This window comes from Sulfurimonas sp. ST-27, assembly GCF_048081595.1.
Lineage (GTDB): Bacteria > Campylobacterota > Campylobacteria > Campylobacterales > Sulfurimonadaceae > Sulfurimonas > Sulfurimonas hydrogeniphila.
Window position 1 is genome coordinate 1,759,137 of sequence record NZ_CP182226.1, and the last position, 18,457, is coordinate 1,777,593.

Below are 18,457 nucleotides of genomic sequence, written 5' to 3' on the forward strand. Positions count from 1 at the left end.
TCAACCACTATAAACCACTTTTATACATTACAAGGTGTATAAAATAGTGTATACTGTATAATTCAATATCTTTATTCGGGAAGCAGAATGAAATACAAAGGGATATACTCAAAAAAATCAAAAGATGGTGTAGTTTCAATATATGCAAGATTTAAACATAATAATAAAACATACCCCGTAAAAAATCTAACTAAACTTTTCGGTTGTAGAACCGAAAAACAAGGTAGAGATAAACTTGAAGAAATTAAAGTTTTAATTAGTATGGGTAAAAATCCATTTGAGACAACAATTCACACATTAGATAGTATTTTTGATAAAACAAGAGAACAAAAATATAAGTCTGGTTTATGGGGTAAAACAACTTATGACAATTATGGCTATTTTTATGATGCTTATGTTAGAAAAACAATAGGACATTTAAAATTAGAAAAAATAACTTATGAAAAATTATTAGAAGTTCAAGAACAAGTGAATCATCTATCAAATTCAAGTAAAAATTATTTAAAAATGATATTGAAACCAATTTTTGAGGAAGAAGTTAAAAAGGGGAATATCTCTGATAATGTTGTTGCTAAATTAAAATATCATGGTTATTCAGTAAGAGAGAATCTTGAAACAAGAATTCGTGAAAACCATTTAGAGGTAATGCGAAAATTATATAAAGCCATTCCCAAGTACATACCAAACAAGAAAAATCAACGAAAAGAATTAAAATACTTTTTATATCTTACAATTCTCTCAGCACATAGATACGGAGAGATACTTCAATTAACAAAAGAAGATTGTTATATGGAAGAAGGACTTATTAACCCACCAGAGAAAATTACAAAAACTGATAATGATTACAGATTTCCAATTCCTGATGAATGTTTTGAATATATAAATAGTGTTAAAAGTGGTTTATTGTTTCCCAATTTGAGGAGAGGTGGTATATATGCGATGTTTAAAAAATTTGTTGAACAAGCAGAAATAAAATTCTATAAAGATAAAAATATATCATTACACGACACAAGAAGATTTCTTTTAACTATTATGATTAGAGATTGTGGAATTGATAGTGCTCTTGCTAATACTTGTTTAAATCATAAACCAAAAGGAGTAATTATTCATTATTTATCATTCACTTATGAAGATAAGAAAAAAGCATATAATATGTACTGGGACTTGATAAGGAATAATTAATTACAATAATTCAATTTTCACAGCTTTTGTAAGGGTACTCAACGAAGCACTTTCAAAGTACTGACCAAGGGAGCCGATATACAAGCTGTCTCTAAAATAATCATCATTGGCTTTGAAAAGTGATTTGCGACAGACTAGTATTATTGATATGTTAAGAAAGAAAAAAAAGGGCAACACCATTAAGTTAAGCAATAAAAAGAGCTAAAGAAATGGATTCTAAAGAATTTAGAAATACTGTTGCATCTCATTTAGCAATGAATGGCTCATCTATCGCTCATATCGCTCAAGTTTTAGATCATGCATCCACAAGGACAACTGAAATATATTCTCAGTTAGCTCCATCCACCGCAAAAGATGATGTGTCCAGTTTTGTAAATGATTTTTTGGAAGATTGGTGACCAAGATAAAGTTTGTATCTATTACGAAGAGAGACTAGGCTCTATTTTTTAAGAAAATATACTAAAAACAGAGGTATCTGCGCACAAAAAATCCAATTTTTAGTAAAAAATCAAACTTGAGACACAAAATGGACATACTTTATAAGCTAACTATATCTCAAAACTTTAAAATATTTACACTATACTTAATATCTTGATAAGTACTATAATCGAAAAGATTTCCCCGATGCTTGCATTGGTTGGAATGGAGTTGTATAAATATATATAGTGTTTATACAACCAAAGTTAAAGTGCATAAATATTTTTGAAATACCTCGTTGCTTGCAGCGAGGATAGCGAGGGATATTTTTTAGTCAGAAAAGATGCACTTTATTAGCATTAAGTTTTTGTCAAACTTTTAACAAATAAATTTCGTTAGAATAATTATGATTCTTTATATATTACAGGGACTTCTAAGATGCAAAAGAATATAATTACAAAAAAATCAGGTGTCCATGTGGTTGTATTAGATTTATTTTCAGGTGCAGGCGGCCTTTCAGAAGGTTTTTTCAGGGCTGGAGCAACATTTATCGGGCATGTAGAAGCAGACAAACATGCTTGTGACACCTTACGTACTCGTACTGCTTACTGGAATCTGAAACAAAACAATAAACTTGAGAGCTATTACCAATACCTTTTAAAAGAAATATCTCGTGATGAACTTTGGGAAATGTCCGGAGTATCGGTTTCCAAAGATGTAATACATACTGAAATCGGTGACAATACATTCGACAGCATTACAGAAACAGTAAAAGCCAATCTGAAAAATAAAAATGCCAAAAAAGTGGATTTGATTATCGGAGGACCACCTTGTCAGGCATACTCAATTGTCGGCAGAGCACGAATGAAAGAGTCTGTAGCATGTGATCCCAGAAACTATCTCTATAAGTACTATGTCAGATTTTTAGAAGAGTTTCAACCAAAAATGTTTGTTTTTGAAAATGTTCCCGGTATTTTGAGTGCTGCTAACGGTCAGCACTTTCAGGATATCAAGGATGCTATCGACAAAGCCGGATATCATATGGAACTTCAAGAATTGACCGCATCAGATTATGGTGTATTACAAGACAGAAAACGTATAATTATTATTGGCTGGAAAAAGAACAAAAGACAAAAATATTACAAATATCCGGAATTTGAAAAAATTGAAAACAAATATCTTGTAAAGGATGTATTAGAAGATCTTCCTGAAACAAAACCTGATAATATGATAGAAGGAAAAGGTTTATATAAAAGCAAACCCGGTTCATATCTGATAGAAGTAAATATAAGGGATGAAAATTTTAATATTTTAACCCAACACGAAACCAGAATGCATAATGAACGAGATCTGGAAATCTATAAAGAAGCTATTACCGCTTGGAATAAAGATAAAAAAAGGCTGTGTTACAAAGAGTTGGCTCAAAGAAGACCTGAACTGTGTACTCATAAAAACAAAACATCGTTTACAAACCGCTTTAATGTTATAAAAGCTGATCAGCCGGCTTCACATACAATTCTGGCACATATGGCGATGGATGGACATTACTACATCCATCCGGATATTAAACAATTACGATCACTTTCTGTACGTGAAGCTGCCAGACTGCAGTCATTTCCCGATGATTTTTATTTTGAAGGACCAAGAAGCTCACAGTTCAGACAAATAGGAAATGCTGTTCCTCCAAAAATGGCTGAACAGATTGCAAAGAAAATAAAAGAAATTTTGTAAAACTATAACTGATTGTAAGTCTTCTCAAATATCTCAACACACTTGTCAGTGTTTTTTCGAATATCTGATTCCCAGAATCTGAGAACAGTCCAGTCTTTTTCTTTCAGTTTCATATTGACGAATTTGTCCCTTTCAATATTTCGCTCCAGCTTTTCTATCCAGAATTTTCTGTTGGTCTTCGGAATATATTTACCTTCCAAAAGATACTTCCCGTGCCAAAACTCACTGTCACAGAAAACAGCAAGTTTTTTGCCTTTAAAACATAAATCAGGTTTTCCGATTACATCCCTACAGTTCTTTCTGTATCGGTAACCTTTTTTCCAAAGAGCTTTTCTAAAAATTATTTCGATCGAAGTATCTCTGGATTTTATCCGTTTCATATTTTCAGAACGGGTTATTTTCTTCATCTACCATACACTTTTCATTCCTTCATCTTCAAGATACATAATAATTTCCAATATCTTTTTGGACTGTTTATCTGTCGGAAATTTTCCAGAAGGAATCAAATTTAAAAATTGAATTTGTGTCGATGACAGCAGATTTTTTTCACTGCCCCACTGCATTACTTCTTGCCATATCTCAGGTGACAGTTTGAACATTTTTGTCATCAGTGCAAGGCTATTGTCAACTGCTTGTTCTTTTTTAGCTTCTTTTTCTTCATACTTTACTTCTTCCAAAGTTATCATATGCTCCAAAAACTCTTCTGAAAGTTTCAACTGATCGGTATTGTCAAGAATCTCTTTCAAGTTTGTCCAGCATATATCTTTTTTACACCATTCCGAAACATTGGTAAAGTTTTCAGGAGTATTTGTAATATAGTCATTAATATACTTACTGATTCTCTGCAGTTCTTTTAAGAAATAAGCCGGTACCTCCTGTCTTTTCCATATTGCCGAAAAATCTATATTTTTTTTCTCTTTTTCAAGCAGATATGAAAGTGTGGAGAGTGTATAGGCTACAATATTTGCTTTGTATCCTCCATACCATGGCTCACGGTAAACCATATAATCACAGGCTTTGAAAATAATTATTTTTGCTATTGTATGCATATAGTAAAGATCATTAAACTCTTTGTCATTTTTATTCCATCTCGGGACAATAATCTCTCCGAATGCCTTAAAGTTTTTTTGTGCTCCACGGCTTACAATCTGAGGTTTGTTTTCCCAAACCATAAGATATTTTGCCAAATCTGTTTTCGAAAACATCTGAGACTTCGGATGAACAGCTTTAAACTCTCTTTTTTTTGCATCTGTAAGTTTTGACTGTACTTCAAGATACTGTCCTCTTGCACGCTCATAAAACCACTTGGTACCTTTAAGCTCACCCTCTTTTGCCGGTGCCCAGATTCTTCTTGATTTTTCTTCCATACGGATATGATAGATGTCATTTGAAAAGAAATCTGCATCACTTACTTTGTTTTGGGTATTTGCATATTTTGCAATATTCGGGACTATCTCATTTACTTTTTCATCATTGATAACTGTCAGTTTCATTTGAACAAAAATATTGTCAAGACCAACTTTGTCCGCTTTTTTAGTATTAAAAAGAGATGCTGTTGTCTGTCCACCGTTGACAATTTGAAAATTTTTTATTTTTGTAATCTCATTTTGAGCATTAAGTTCTACTTCTTCGGCAGTTGCTGTAATCCCGTTGTTATAGGCAAAAAACATTTCCGGTTCTTCGTTAATTGTTTTTCTGATACCTTTATTGATTTTTGCCCTGAACTGCAGGAAACTTCTTACATTTGACTCCAAAAGCCTGGAACCGTATTTCTCATATAGTTGCGCAAGGAGTTCACCGCTTACTACAGAAAGATATGAAGCATAGGGAGATGTCTGCATATGTGCCGAAAGAGAAGGTATTGTTGCATCAAAATCTGTCTCCAGGTCAATAACCAGTGTCTCTTTCTTGTTTTTGGATGTTTCAATCTCATAAAATCTGCCTATATCCCAGATATCATAACTGACATTATAGTTGTCAAGTTTGGCAGCAGGAAGTTTTTTGACTGTTTTGCTCAGTTTTTTGTTGCTCACAAGAATAATGTTGACAGAATGAAATCTGTCTTTGTTGTGATAAAGAAAATATGCGATTGCATAACCAGGTCGTGTTTCTTCAAGATTCTCATACAGCTTCTGATCTACAGACTGAATAAAGAAATTTGTGATTCGCTTTACAGCTGTTTCAATATCGGTATTGGTCAAACTTGCAAGTTCATCTGTATCGGTATAGTCACAGATAAAGAGATTGAGAATCTCTCTGTCTTCAATCAACTCATAGCCGTCAACTCTCATTCCTGTCTTTTTATACGGAAGATATGTGTAGTCTCCGACTGTACCGTCTTCAACCAGGTATTCCATCGCTTTGTCAAAGAACTGGCTTACTTTAAAATCTTCTCCCGTATCCGCAGCAACATATATCTGTTGCATAAAATCATTGTAAAACTCTTCTACTGTATTCATTTTTTCAGTCCGGCCTTTTGCAGTATTTTTTCTTCAGCTCTGTAATTTTTACATTTTTCAAGATTGACTCTGTATGTCAAAGCTTCTACTCCGTCAGGAAGTTCGGCAATTCTTGGGAAACCTTCCGATACTTCATAAAATTCATCGGCAATCAAAAGAAACCAATACTCTTTGTACTCTTCCCTTTCAAGAAATCCGTACTGCATTAAAAGGTTTTCAAACCTTTCTTTGTAAAGAACATTTCCGAGTAAAGATTTAATGTCATCTATAAGATTATAAATATTAAATGCTTTTAATGTTGAAGCAGTACTTTCATTTAGTGTAGCTACATACAGCAAGAGGTGTTCAAGTTCACTGAAAAGCTGCTCATAGGAAGATATGTGAACAGTATTTACAGAAGACTTTGTTTTCACTTCAACCGAAAAACCGCTGAATTCAAAATCATGTACCGACTGCAGTGGAGCCCTCCAAAATGTCAAAGCATCTTCGGCAGTATAATTCACAAGCAGATAGTTTTTTAAAAACAGAAGTTCTCCTGTCAATCCCCTTAACTGTCTTTTATCTATAGGTTTGCGTTTGTTTTTAAGGAAATACTGCCATTTCTCAAGACGAAGTAAAACAGTGTTAATTGCATAATCCTCATCATGCAACTCTTTTGTAGAATTGACAAGATCCATACACAAAGTATAAAATATTTCCTTATCTTCTTTTGAAGCCAGTGTAAAAACAAGCTGATTGCTCTTGTCATGTTTCCCTACACTGATATCGATACCATACAGTTTCGGAATATCAGCAGTTAAGATAATTTTGGATGAAGCAGACAGAACAAAAAGAAAGTTACCGGATATGTCTTTTGCCCAATAAAATTCAAGCAGATGACTTTGGTCAGCAAGAATCCCGTTAATTGCATTTTCACTGACAGACGGTTTGATATTTTGCCATGGGTTATTCTTCATCTTCTATGACCTCTTCAAGTTCATCCCATGTAGGCTTTATATACTCTTCCCACCATCTTTGGTTAACTTTGTAAAAACCTTTTCTGCTACTGTCACAGATATCATTTTCACTGATTTTCGGAAAACTGATTCCATAGGCTGCCACACTGTCAAACTCTTCTGCATTTTTTACTTTGACAATATAGAGGATTAACAGTGGTTTTTTTCTGAATTCTCTGTAATGATTACCGATTGGCTTGACTTTCTGTAGTTTTTCATTGATTTCTTCTTCAGGCAGACCTTCTTCTTCCAACTTCATTTTTTTCAGGCTTACAGCAAGCTCTTTTGCTGCATTAATATCTTCCTGGCTGAGTCCTATACGCTCATCACTCGGTTGACCGACTCTGTGATTTTTTCCGCTAATAACAATCGCATCATCTTCCAGTGGAGCATTTCTTTCAATTTTCCCTATTGTAAAGCCGTCATACAATGTATAAGATTCATTTTTTGAAATATTGACCAATGCTACATCCCAGGAATTCAACTCGTATTCTTTCCCTTTTTCTATATAATTGGTCAAAGCTCCGGTATCGGTACTTTGGTTCAAAGGGTGATTTTTAAACTGTTTCAGGAAACCAAGAACAGTGTCTGCACTGATATTCTCCCAGAGATAGTTGTTTGAATTGGGAATATAATCCCTGCCAAGTTCATAAACAAACTGTTTTACAGTATCCAGATTGTCTTTAATAACATTCTTTTTACTGCTCAGTACCCTTGTCTCAATCAGTTTGTTGGAATAACATACTTCGACCAAAGCATCTCTCGCACTGTACATTTTGTTTCTCGCTGTTACTATCAGAGATGCCGGATGATCTTTGATTTTCAAACCGTAATCACGGGGACTTCGTTTGTAATACTCCATGATTTTCAGTTCTTCTTTTAATTCTTCGACAACTTCTGCAATATATCCGTACCACTCAATTGCCTCCGGTCTCATAAATACCCGGCACAGATCATCATATCCGTCACGATAACCGAACCATCTTCCCATTTGAAGAAGGGTGTCATACATCTGGGTATTCCGTAAAAAGTAGCTTACTGTCAGTCCTTCAAGTGTAAATCCTCTAGAAAGAGAATACCCTCCGATTGCTATTACATTTAATCCTGTATCATCATAGTCACTGTAACGTAACGGCTCATTTTTACTGTTTATTACAAGTACTTTTGTCAATCGTTCATAGTTGATGATTTCTTCAAGTATCTCTTGAAAACTGTAAGAATCTTTGTCTTTGTATTCACCTTCCCATACACTATATATTCCTGCAACAGTATCATTTTTTAACATGGCATGCAGATCTTTTTTATGATTGAATCTGATACTGTTTAAAATCTTACGCAAATCTTCGTCAAGCAGTGTTTTAATCTGTTCCTGAACAGAAATTCTAAAAGATACATTGATAAGCATGGAATGATGACGGTTCTTGACATTTCTCAATCGCTTTACAGCTCCGGAAAGCAAAAACAGATATACTGCAGTATAAAGGCTTTGAGGCAGACATTCTACTCTGAAGTCTGCTCTGTGCTTGACAGGAAGACAGACTTCATTATCTTCGATTTTTCTCAGAATATCCGAATCTTCATCAAGAAAAATTTTCTTTGCACCTATATAGTTTGAAGGTGCTTCAAGAGCAATAATAAAATCTTCCGGAAACAGATCTTCTCCTATTTCATCATCTTCATTGTCAGGATTTATAAAAATATTGGCAAACGGTGTAGCTGTATAACCCACATAGCATCTTCGATGAAAAAGTGCAAGAATCTCTCTTATCTGTCTGTTTATTTTTGTAGCTTCATCAGGATTCTTTTTTGTATTGACAGAAGCATTGTCAGCTTCGTCATCAATTATGAGTAACGGATAATCAGAAAGTTTCTCTTCCCTTGTTGTGCCTTTGAGCCAGTTTAGAATATTGTTTAAAGTTGAGTAATTCTTTTTAATAACAAGAATAATAGGTTCATTATAGTCCTTTGGATTGATACCCAGTGATTGAAGATTTGTTTTTTTAAAATCATTCAGTGTACTTGTCAAACTGCCTGGTATTCGTTTATGATCGACAAGTCCGACTCCGATATAGTTTTTTTCAAGGTTGTCAAAACCGATAAATCCCTCATTCACTCTTTTTTGTGTCTGTTCTCGCAGATTGTTGTGAATACCTGCAATAAGAATAATCAGCTTGTATCCAACATCTGCCGCTTTGTTAATCAGGGAAATATAGTTGGCAGTTTTTCCTGACTGAACATATCCCATCACAAGACCTTTTTTAATCCATTTCCCTTCTCTGTAGGGATTTTCAAGATAATCCAGAAGTTTTTCATTCTTTTCAAAAATTTTATTAACTACACCGGCAGGATAATTTTCATTGTGCAACAAATAATGTCTGTACCTGTCTTCATAATAGGTACTTCTGTCTTCAAGTTTGTGAAGCCATGGTTCCCATCCTTTTTTTACAACTTCTGTTCCCAATGGAATTGAAATCTGATTTTCAGAGATTATATCTCGAATAAGCTTTTCTCTCTCCATACTGTCAAGAGTACAGTTTGAAACCATTTCCAACAAAGGAATATTCTTTTCCAGCTCTTCTTTCGTTAAAATTTTCTGCTGATTAATCATCAGTGTTTTTAACTGACTTTTTAAAATTTCATAACATTCCATTAAATATTTCCTTTTTGAATCTGCTCTGCAAAAAACTTTTCCCAGTCTTTTGTATATTTGTTAAATGGCTCCATGTTTTTTAACAGATCAATATTTTCTGTATTAAAAACTCCATGTTTGTAAAGGAAAACTGCCTTCTCTTCCAATTCGACATCTGAAACCTCTTTACTTTGAGTTACTTCTTTTGGATTGTTTCCAAGATCTGAATAAAGAGCATCTTTTGGAAAAAAAGCAGCAATCAGATCCAAAATCTCTGAAAATTCATGTTTTTGTTCCCTATCAAGGTTTTCGGTAAATTTCGCAATCATAGGATGCTCTTTATTGATTGTATATTTTATCTCTCCCCTGGCACTGTAGCGTTCCCAGAATGCCACATCAGATTTTGTCAGTCTTATACCACGTGCCTTATAAACCCGTGTAGATGCACCTGCAATTTTTTCAATAATTTTTTTAAGTCTTTGTCTGATAACAGCAGGTGGAGAAGCATGGGATTTTTTTACATCAATTTTCCAAAGATGATCCATATTGTTTGGAAGATCTATCTTTATCCGGGCCAGTTTATACATTTCAGACTGGGGAATAATTCTGAACCATGTACCCGAAATCAAAAGTCTTTTATTCCTGTAAACATAAAACCCTTGATTTTTCAGATACCCTCCGATTCCGGCATAGTAATCATAATCAGATGCGGAAACTTTTGTGTAGTGTGGTAACAGGTATGGTTGAATTCTTACCTGTTCTCCGTTTATATTGATGATTTCTTCCGAAAGTTCATCTGTCGCAGGATGTTTGGAATAAAAGGGATCAAAAGGTTTTAGTAAGTTATCATTTATATAAATATTTATTTTGTTTTTACCTGCAAGAAAACGGTGAAAAACAAGCTCAAGATGCTTTTGCAGATCTGCAATTTTTTCATTGACAATATCTTCCATATCGTCAGATACTGTATCATCAAGTATTCGATCACAGTTTTCCCAGATTACAAGAGTACCGTTTGGGGGAAGTTTTTCATGCATATAAAACTGTGAAACTTCTGTTTCATCAGGAAGCTGAAGCAGCCACTCATCATTTTTTGCAACATAATCCAAATCCCATACAGCACTGTTTCTGTTGTTCTTTTGGGAGGAAATCACTGTCAGTTTTCTGCACTGGGAAAAAGATGCTGTTTTTAAGCCCAATCCGTAACGACCAAGATCATCCCGGTCTCTGTTATCCAAAGGGTTCTGACTTCCTGGACGCATTGCCTCTGTAAGCTTGGCTTTAGTCATCCCTGTACCGTCATCAACTATTGCAAGTTTCAGCTCATTTTCTTCTATATCAAAATAGATATGTATACTTTTTGCTTTGGCCGTAATACTGTTGTCAATAATATCCGCTACAGCACTTTCGAATGAATAGCCTATATCCCGTAAAGACTCTATTAGAGATGCAGCTTTTGGTAATAATTTAATATGATTCAATAACTAACTCTTTTATTTGAACTTGATAAACTTAACTTGTTTAATTATAGCCATTGAAATTTAATATAAAATAATAAATGTTTTCTTATTGAATATATCATGGCACTATGAAACACTATTCTAATTATTTTTATTTTTTATACTTAAAATAATTATGTAAATAAAAAAGGATATTTACATGAATTACAAAGAAATACAAAAAAAGATCAAACAGCTAGAAGAACTAAAAGCTCAAGTTCTCGATGCAGAGGTAAAGATTATCGGTTATCAAGATGATGAAAAACTATCAAAGCTTTTGAGTGAAGAGTACCCAAAAATTTTCTCACCGGTTAGAAATCAGATTCTGGCTTTAGTTGAAGGTAAAAAGCCTCTTACAAAAGTTGACAGTGCTACAAGAAAAAAATTGGAGTATGCAATTAAAGGAGAGTGTTTTATAAATGAAATCAACCCTCTTGATAAAACAGGGGCACTTCTACCTTTTAAAAAACTGACGGCAAAAATCTCAAAAGAGATCAGTTTGCTTTCTAAAAAAAATATTCGGACAGATCTGTTAGATTTTTTAGAGTCTTAGTCCAAGCATATACATAAAGCACAGTCGATGTGTTTTATGTTTTTTAATCTTCCAAACCTACATAAAACTTTCATCGACATCTTTTTAAATATCTTCAATAGTTTCAAAAGAGTGTTATATTTTCTTCTCTCTTAAAGACGGAAAATATTGAAAGTGTCATCTCTTCTTCTTTGGAAAAATATTAGTAAGTGCGTAGATATTTTTTCTTATCACACAAGCTGTGAAACATTTTTTTTATTTATAAGCTCCCATCTTAAAAAAGAGAACTTCAAAAATGTACATATATTACTATATTATCTATAGGAAATTTTCAACTTTTCAAATTACCCCATTTTTATATCTGAACTCAAGATCATTTTTTAGAGTAAAAAGGACTAAATAAGCATCAGTTTTCATCTGTAACCTGTATCAAAAAAAGATCTAACATTACATCAAAAAAAATTTTGAACTTTCATCCAAAAATCATCTGTAGATTGGAATCATTTTTTGATCTTATTGGAGTGTAAAACAATTGTTTTTTTAGCTGAAATGAGATGGTTTTTTTGCAACTTAAAAAGAGAATATTTTGTACTTCTTTCTCCGAAACTCTGTAAAATAGGGTTTGCTTACTTCTTTTTTTACCTTTTTTGATTTTTTTCTATTGTAATTTATCTCTATTTTTCTTACTGTTGTTTGAGTTTATTGAGCAAAAAATATATGAACTTTTAGATGAAAAATGAGTTCTTTAGCAGTTTATTTGCATCAAAAAATGAGCCATTATTGACTGTTTTTCATTCAAAAAATGACTCCTGTTCTCTGTTTTTTACATCATTTTTTGAGTTGAGAATCAGAAAATCTCTCTTGTTTTTTACCGGAATAAGCAACTCAAAAAATGCTTGAAAAAATCTAAAAAAGGATAAGATTTTTTCTGAGACTCTTCATCTTTTTTTATGGTGATTTTTACATAAAATGGATTGTTTTTTATCTGAACAACAAGGATGTTTTTGCTCTTTAAACCATAAAATTCTTTTGAAAAAAAAGATGATCTAAGCCCCTGTAGAGGATGCTTCCGCTACAATATTGTATCCAAAAAAAAGCAACAGTTCCTCTTGAATAAGAGCAGTTTTTTTCTACAATCTTCATATAAAATAAGGCGGTGTTTTCTCTTACAAGACTTCAAAAAATTCTGTGATAAAACAATGTTTTTGTTGTCACAGTAACTTTATTCAAAGGTATTTTTCATGGCAACAATGGGCTTTTTACAGAGTAAAACATCCAATAAACAAAAAGAAAAAGAGACACTGATTGTTGATGATACATTTAGGCATTCTTATTGTGTCGGTCAAACAGGCTGTGGAAAAACATCCTCTTTTATCTATCCAAATCTTGATGACAGACTATCAAAAGGTCATGGAGTTTTAATCTTTGACTATAAAGGCAAAGAGCATGCAAGTGTTAAATATTTAGCAGACAAGCATAATAGATTAGAGGATATTATTGAGCTTGGTATTCCATGGGGTAAGAGTTGTAATCTTATTCAATATTTTAATGAAAAAGAGCTTGGCAATTTTGTTGCAGGAATTATGAATCTGAATGAAAAAGATGCTTACTGGTCCACTACAGCCTCGAACCTTGTTATCTCTGTATGGAAGATTATAAAAGCCTATATTGATGTCATCAAAGCAACTGAAGATTATAATATTCAGGAGAACTTGTACAGTGCAGTTGCAAGATTTAGACTTCCTGCAAGGGTGACTTTTTCAGATATTGCAGAGGTTCTCTCTTCTCATGAAAATATTGTTCGTTTTATAAGCAATACAAAAAAAATTCATGAACGTTTTGGTACGATTATAGAAGCTAATATTCACGAACTTGTTATGAAAATTGACTCTTTGAGTATACAAGAGAGTTATCTTGAGCTGGTCTCAAAAAACATAGCTTTTAAAAATATTCTCAATGAACAGAAGAAATCTTTGCAGATATTTACAGACTCCAAAAACGCTTCCAATCAGACAACAACAATTCAGACAATTCTTTTGTCAATGAGTACAACGTTTGCATCTGTTGCCAATAATAAAAGCATAAATGATTATAACGGTATTGAAATTGCAGATAGTCTGAGTCAAGGTAAAGTAGTCATACTCAATGCTCAAGAATTTCAAGATATTGCTCTTGCCACATTGACTTCTTCAATACTTCAGGAACTCTCAAAAAGAGTTCAGCAAAAAGAGATTAGAGGTGTCAGTATATTTATAGATGAAGTGCAGAGGGTTTTAAATAAAGATTTTGGATCGCTGCATTCAGATGTACTGCGTGAGTCCAAAGTTGAACTTTTTCTGGCTTTTCAAAACCATCAATTAATGATTAACAAACTTGGTTCAGATCAGTTTTATGCCCTTATTCAAAATCTCTCTTCTGCATATGTTTTTGCAAATTCTCTGGACTTCCAGGATTTTGAGACATCCAAACTGGAAACATTTGAGTACTATTATAAAAAGAGCGATAGAAAATATATTGCAAAACCATTCTTCCTTGATCATGATGCAGTATTTGAAGCGGTTTTAAAATACTGCAAAATCAATAAACTTTATGATTATCTTAGTATTCCAAAAGAAGATCAGCACAAAATAGTGCAGTTTAATCCTTATCTCTATCAGCAAAATCTTATTGAACTTAAATCAAAAGATGGAAATATAACTGTTATGAAACTAAGAGATGCAGATATAGAGCTGAATGCAAAACAGATGATAGATACAATTATCAAGAATTACTCTGTCAAACTCAGAAAACAAAATGTTACTTCAAGACCTTCACTTATGAGTTACATAGAAAAAAGAGAACGAGAGATCAGTGAATTTTTGGATGTGCAAAATGAGTGAGAGTATTGACAGGAGACTTGATGAAGCCTGTACACCGATATATATTTTTAATAATCAAAAAATAGAAGCAACAGTTAGAAGAAATGCTCACTTGATAGATGCAAATGATTTGAAGAATGTGCATCGTAGAATTTTAAAAGTGCTGGGAATTGATGGTGAAAGAAGCAGTAGATATTTCAGCTTTGCCAAATTTAAAGCTTTGTACACCAACACAAAACTTGCACAAGAGTCAGTTTCAAATGAAATAACAGATATAGACTTAATATAGACGGAGAATAAATATGCAGTTATTAACAGATAAATTAAGAAAAATTATTCCACCTTTTTACAGTAGTGAGGATGTTGAATTAGAAGAGAAAATGGTATATGCCAAGTTTTTTTTAACTGATGTAAACTGGACTTGGTACATTTTAGAGTATGATCAAGAGAGTAATAGTTTTTTTGCTCTTGTTGATGGTTTGGATCAGGAACTTGGGTATGTGAGTTTGGATGAACTTGAACAGGTCAGAGGACATATGGGGCTGCATGTTGAAAGAGATTTATACTTTACACCAACTAAATTTGGGGACTTGAAGATATGAAAAAGTTTGAAGATTTGGATGATGCTTTAAAGAAAGAACTTGATAAAACAGTCAAGGAAGATCCTTTTGGTCTCAATGCTGAAACACTCTATATGAACATATATAATTCCAGTGGACCGATAACTACAATAGCAAAAATTTTTGAAGTTAAGGCTTTTATTGTTCGTAAAATAAAATCAGGTATTTAATCTTTACGGAGTATAATTATGCATAATTACTATCAGGAGAAGAGTTTGAAATTTTTAGATATTTACTATATTAGGCTCAAAGTATTTCTTCATCAACTTCGTAAAAAGATGTTGAAAGTTTAATAGTGGCAAAAAAGAGAATTTTAATACTCAATAAAAACTTTGAACCTTCGTCAATTCCGGCAGAAGAAGTTTATGGAGGTTTCTTACAGTTCAATATTTCTGCTATTATTAGTGATATTTCATCTAAGAATCTCATTGCTCAACAGAAAAGAATTTATCTAAAACAGTGGTTTGAAGAGCATTCAGCTGATTTTAGTGTAATCAATAAAAAACATTTAAAGTCAGTAGATTTAAGTACACCAGTTATTCAAGCAGAGATAAGAATTAATAGGTATGAGATAATTGATGGCAATCATCGTATGAAAAAAGCACTTGATGATGGACGAACATATATAAACTCTTATCAGATTTCAGGTGAGCAGTTAGCAAACTATCTTTTAAACAAAGAACAATATGAATCTTATGTTCGGTATTGGAATGAGAAAGTTGAAAATTACATAGAAGATATGGTATAAACAACAGATTAAATACTTAGGATGTTACATGATAAAGTTCGATAAAAAAGCGATGCAAAAATTCAATGAAATACCTGATGAAGTTAAACCTAAAATACTCTCAAATGTATATTGCTCTCACTGCAAAGCTATTGTTAAAATTGTTGATTTTGAAGCAAAGATGGATGGAGAGGAGTTGATTCTAACTGGTAAATGTGAAAAGTGTTCCGGCAGTGTTGCAAGGTTGATAGAGTGATAGATGCTTTCTGAGAATATAAAAGTAGAACTTGTGGCACAAAAAGTCTTATTTTACAGGTTCTGTTGACACGGAATTTTTAACACTATCACTCTTTGACAGCTCTAAAAAACTATCCGTATCTATGTAAAAACAGAGTAAATAATCTTATAGAGCAGTTTGAAGTTAGTGCTTAGATTGGCTTTTATCTACTTTCAATATCAGTGTTATTATTTTGAGCTTTTGCTTGCTGTTTCCGTTCAGAAAGGGCATTTTTTGAAGATTTCCTCACCTCTTTTGATTTATCGAAAGAGAGTTTTTTCAGGGCTATCTCCGGTGTATTTGGATGTTTTATGACATGGAGTTTTACTTTATCATACCAACTGTCAGTAAGACTCATAAGAAGCATAGGTTGAGCACTCTTACTGTCTGCCATTGTAAGAAGCATCTCTTCATTGGATAAATTTGATAATGCCAAATAGGGAAATATTATTTCATCACTTTCCCTGTAAAGTTTATTGTAAATTGATACCGGAACATCTTCTCTTTTTGCCAATATAACTCTGTACATCTCTTCATCATGATCAGCAATATAGTGTAAAAGTGGATGGTCGCTTATAAATTCATTACTATCAAGTATTTTCTCAACGGCTAAAGTAAGAAATTTATGATTCCAAACTGTATCAAATTTATCTCCATTTTCTCCAATCCAACCATCCTGTTCAATAAATTTTTCTGCAAACTTGTTGATTATATCAGTTGTTGAGTTGGGATTTTGCAAAACTTCCAAAACAACATCATCATCTTTTTCGTTGATAAAAAGTTCTAAGATTTCAGGTGTTGCATATTTTGATTTGGCTACTTCTCTTCTGACTGCCCAGTTTTCATCTTGTGCAAGATTTTTTAAAATAGATGCTTCTGGTTTGTCTCTCCAAACCAACTCAACACGTATATCACCATTTGGATCGAGTGCTAATTTTTCTTGAATAGAGAGAGGTGTCTTTGGGTCTTTTGCCAATCTGATTTTTACCTCTTCATCCTGACTATGTTCACAGGCTTGAATCAGTTTGTCTCTTAAAATACCGACGATACTTTTGTTCTCCAGCAGCACTGCCAAAATACTGACTTGTTGTAATTTTCCATTAGCATTAGGAATATTGAGTGTACAATTATCATCTATAAGTGTTTGTAAAAGTATTTCGCTTTTACCGTCAAATACCTGTGCAATACTGAATTTTTGGTGACTGGAAAGTTTATTCATATCTGATACTATTAACTCTATTGTTTCATTTTCTATTTCTGTCTGTTCTTTTCGCATTTTTCATCCTTGTTGTTTTAAATCTATTTTAAGCAATAGTTTTTCTAAAATATTTATATCTGTTAAATTTAATGAAAAATGTGTAAATTAATCTAGATCTAATAGGGGTTCGCTAAACTTAGATTGTGAAACGGGTTAATTGACAAAAAAGGCCTGTAATACGATCTCTTGGAGATGTGTTTCACAAACGAAGGTTTAATTTACACCTTGATTTTAAAGGATTTTAATGTTGATAGGTTATGCAAGAGTTTCAAAATCAGATGGAAGTCAGGTCTTGGATTTACAGATTGATGCTTTAGTTGAATCCGGAGTTAACAAAGAAAATATCTATACTGATAAAATCTCAGGATCAAAAAATGAGAGACCTGGGCTTGAAGCATGTTTAAAAGCATTACGCAAAGATGATGTACTGGTTGTATGGAAGCTTGATCGCCTTGGTAGAAATTTAAAACATTTAATCGAAACAATCGATAATCTGACTTCAAGAGGAATTGGCTTTAAAGTCATATCAGGTACAGGTGTAAATATTGATACTACTAATCCTGCAGGAAAAATGATTTTTTCAATTTTTGGAGCTTTGGCAGAGTATGAAAGATCAATTATCCGTGAACGCACTGTTGCAGGAATCAAATCTGCCCGTGCCCGTGGTCGTACAGGTGGTCGAAAATTTCAACTTACCAAGTCACAAGTGAGACTTGCTCAGGTGGCTATGAAAAATAGAGATACTTCAGTTTCTGAACTTTGCAAAGAACTTGGAATTACCAGGCCAACACTATATCGATATGTTGGACCTACGGGTGAACTTAGAGATTATGGTATAAAAGTTTTAGATATGGCATCTTAAGATTTTCTAGCCATCAAATTATACATTTGTATTCTTAGTGAGGATTTTCTTCCCCAACTTCTAATCCCTTTTTTTAAAAGAATCTGTGCAATTTTTCTATTGCGCAGTTTAATAATGTCACCATTATAATTAACAGCAAAATAACTTGTTATTTGACCTTGATAATGATGTTGTTCTTTTTTTTCATAGACTCCACCTTTTATAACAGCCCATTGAAAATTAAAACTGTATGGCTTTTTTTTAATATTTTTTCTTACTAGAAAATTTCTATTGAGCTTACCAGTCTGTTTTTCAATAGCAAGTTTCGCTATGTATGCTTTATCATATATATTGTCATGAATAAATTCACTTTTAATCGTTAATATCATCATCTTTCCTTTATTCCTGTAATTTTAAGCAACAGAATGACAA

At 32.9% G+C, this 18,457-nt stretch carries 18 protein-coding genes; 11 read left to right on the forward strand and 7 right to left on the reverse strand.

The features are described from left to right. Positions 1-87: 87 nt before the first annotated feature. From ACM66U_RS09310 to ACM66U_RS09320, 3 genes are all read left to right on the forward strand, one after another. A complete protein-coding gene (locus ACM66U_RS09310) occupies positions 88-1,182 on the forward strand; it encodes a tyrosine-type recombinase/integrase (RefSeq protein ID WP_418640603.1) in 1,095 nt (364 codons plus the stop codon). 209 nt (positions 1,183-1,391) lie between these two features. Continuing rightward, positions 1,392-1,580: a tyrosine-type recombinase/integrase gene (locus ACM66U_RS09315; protein ID WP_418640604.1), complete on the forward strand. Its 189-nt coding sequence runs from the start codon at positions 1,392-1,394 to the stop codon at positions 1,578-1,580. Between the two features lie 457 nt (positions 1,581-2,037). Continuing rightward, positions 2,038-3,330, forward strand: coding sequence for a DNA cytosine methyltransferase (locus tag ACM66U_RS09320; RefSeq protein WP_418640605.1), 1,293 nt, complete (start codon positions 2,038-2,040; stop codon positions 3,328-3,330). A gap of 2 nt (positions 3,331-3,332) precedes the next feature. Here the strand turns inward: ACM66U_RS09320 and ACM66U_RS09325 are convergent, their stop codons facing one another. Genes ACM66U_RS09325 through ACM66U_RS09345 form a run of 5 tightly spaced genes read right to left on the reverse strand, consistent with a single transcriptional unit; the run spans position 3,333 to position 10,894 of the window. Next, the gene (locus tag ACM66U_RS09325; RefSeq protein WP_418640606.1) at positions 3,333-3,737 is read right to left on the reverse strand and encodes a very short patch repair endonuclease; all 405 of its coding nucleotides are present in this window, start codon (positions 3,735-3,737) and stop codon (positions 3,333-3,335) included. Beyond that, positions 3,738-5,789 carry an AIPR family protein gene (locus tag ACM66U_RS09330; protein WP_418640607.1) on the reverse strand — a complete coding sequence of 684 codons (2,052 nt, stop codon included), beginning with the start codon at positions 5,787-5,789 and terminating at the stop codon, positions 3,738-3,740. Further along, on the reverse strand, positions 5,786-6,745 hold the full coding sequence (locus ACM66U_RS09335; RefSeq protein ID WP_418640608.1) for a PD-(D/E)XK motif protein: 960 nt from the start codon (positions 6,743-6,745) through the stop codon (positions 5,786-5,788). Before ACM66U_RS09335 ends, ACM66U_RS09330 begins: the two co-directional genes overlap by 4 nt. Continuing rightward, positions 6,735-9,434: a Z1 domain-containing protein gene (locus ACM66U_RS09340; RefSeq protein WP_418640609.1), complete on the reverse strand. Its 2,700-nt coding sequence runs from the start codon at positions 9,432-9,434 to the stop codon at positions 6,735-6,737. The genes ACM66U_RS09335 and ACM66U_RS09340 overlap by 11 nt, the downstream gene beginning before the upstream one ends. Continuing rightward, complete coding sequence (locus ACM66U_RS09345) at positions 9,434-10,894, reverse strand: ATP-binding protein (protein ID WP_418640610.1); 1,461 nt, start codon at positions 10,892-10,894, stop codon at positions 9,434-9,436. The genes ACM66U_RS09340 and ACM66U_RS09345 overlap by 1 nt, the downstream gene beginning before the upstream one ends. Positions 10,895-11,072: 178 nt before the next feature. On the opposite strand from ACM66U_RS09345, the gene ACM66U_RS09350 reads away from it, so the two are divergent. The 7 genes from ACM66U_RS09350 to ACM66U_RS09380 all read left to right on the forward strand — a co-directional run bounded on the left by ACM66U_RS09350 (position 11,073) and on the right by ACM66U_RS09380 (position 15,905). Continuing rightward, entirely contained in the window at positions 11,073-11,465 is a 393-nt protein-coding gene (locus ACM66U_RS09350; protein WP_418640611.1) for a hypothetical protein, read from the forward strand. Between the two features lie 1,220 nt (positions 11,466-12,685). After that, positions 12,686-14,323: a hypothetical protein gene (locus ACM66U_RS09355; RefSeq protein WP_418640612.1), complete on the forward strand. Its 1,638-nt coding sequence runs from the start codon at positions 12,686-12,688 to the stop codon at positions 14,321-14,323. Next, entirely contained in the window at positions 14,316-14,591 is a 276-nt protein-coding gene (locus ACM66U_RS09360; protein ID WP_418640613.1) for a hypothetical protein, read from the forward strand. The genes ACM66U_RS09355 and ACM66U_RS09360 overlap by 8 nt, the downstream gene beginning before the upstream one ends. Before the next feature lie 13 nt (positions 14,592-14,604). Then, on the forward strand, positions 14,605-14,904 hold the full coding sequence (locus tag ACM66U_RS09365; protein WP_346389505.1) for a DUF2958 domain-containing protein: 300 nt from the start codon (positions 14,605-14,607) through the stop codon (positions 14,902-14,904). Next, positions 14,901-15,092: a hypothetical protein gene (locus ACM66U_RS09370; protein WP_418640614.1), complete on the forward strand. Its 192-nt coding sequence runs from the start codon at positions 14,901-14,903 to the stop codon at positions 15,090-15,092. Before ACM66U_RS09365 ends, ACM66U_RS09370 begins: the two co-directional genes overlap by 4 nt. Positions 15,093-15,217: 125 nt before the next feature. Further along, a complete protein-coding gene (locus tag ACM66U_RS09375; RefSeq protein WP_418640615.1) occupies positions 15,218-15,670 on the forward strand; it encodes a hypothetical protein in 453 nt (150 codons plus the stop codon). Positions 15,671-15,698: 28 nt separating this feature from the next. After that, positions 15,699-15,905: a hypothetical protein gene (locus ACM66U_RS09380; protein ID WP_346389508.1), complete on the forward strand. Its 207-nt coding sequence runs from the start codon at positions 15,699-15,701 to the stop codon at positions 15,903-15,905. Positions 15,906-16,089: 184 nt separating this feature from the next. Here ACM66U_RS09380 and ACM66U_RS09385 read toward each other — a convergent pair whose 3' ends face one another. Continuing rightward, complete coding sequence (locus tag ACM66U_RS09385; RefSeq protein WP_418640616.1) at positions 16,090-17,202, reverse strand: HEAT repeat domain-containing protein; 1,113 nt, start codon at positions 17,200-17,202, stop codon at positions 16,090-16,092. Between the two features lie 226 nt (positions 17,203-17,428). Between ACM66U_RS09385 and ACM66U_RS09390 the strand changes: the two genes are divergently transcribed. After that, complete coding sequence (locus tag ACM66U_RS09390) at positions 17,429-18,046, forward strand: recombinase family protein (RefSeq protein WP_418640617.1); 618 nt, start codon at positions 17,429-17,431, stop codon at positions 18,044-18,046. Here ACM66U_RS09390 and ACM66U_RS09395 read toward each other — a convergent pair. Continuing rightward, complete coding sequence (locus tag ACM66U_RS09395; RefSeq protein ID WP_418640618.1) at positions 18,043-18,417, reverse strand: hypothetical protein; 375 nt, start codon at positions 18,415-18,417, stop codon at positions 18,043-18,045. The genes ACM66U_RS09390 and ACM66U_RS09395 overlap by 4 nt on opposite strands. Positions 18,418-18,457: the final 40 nt, after the last annotated feature.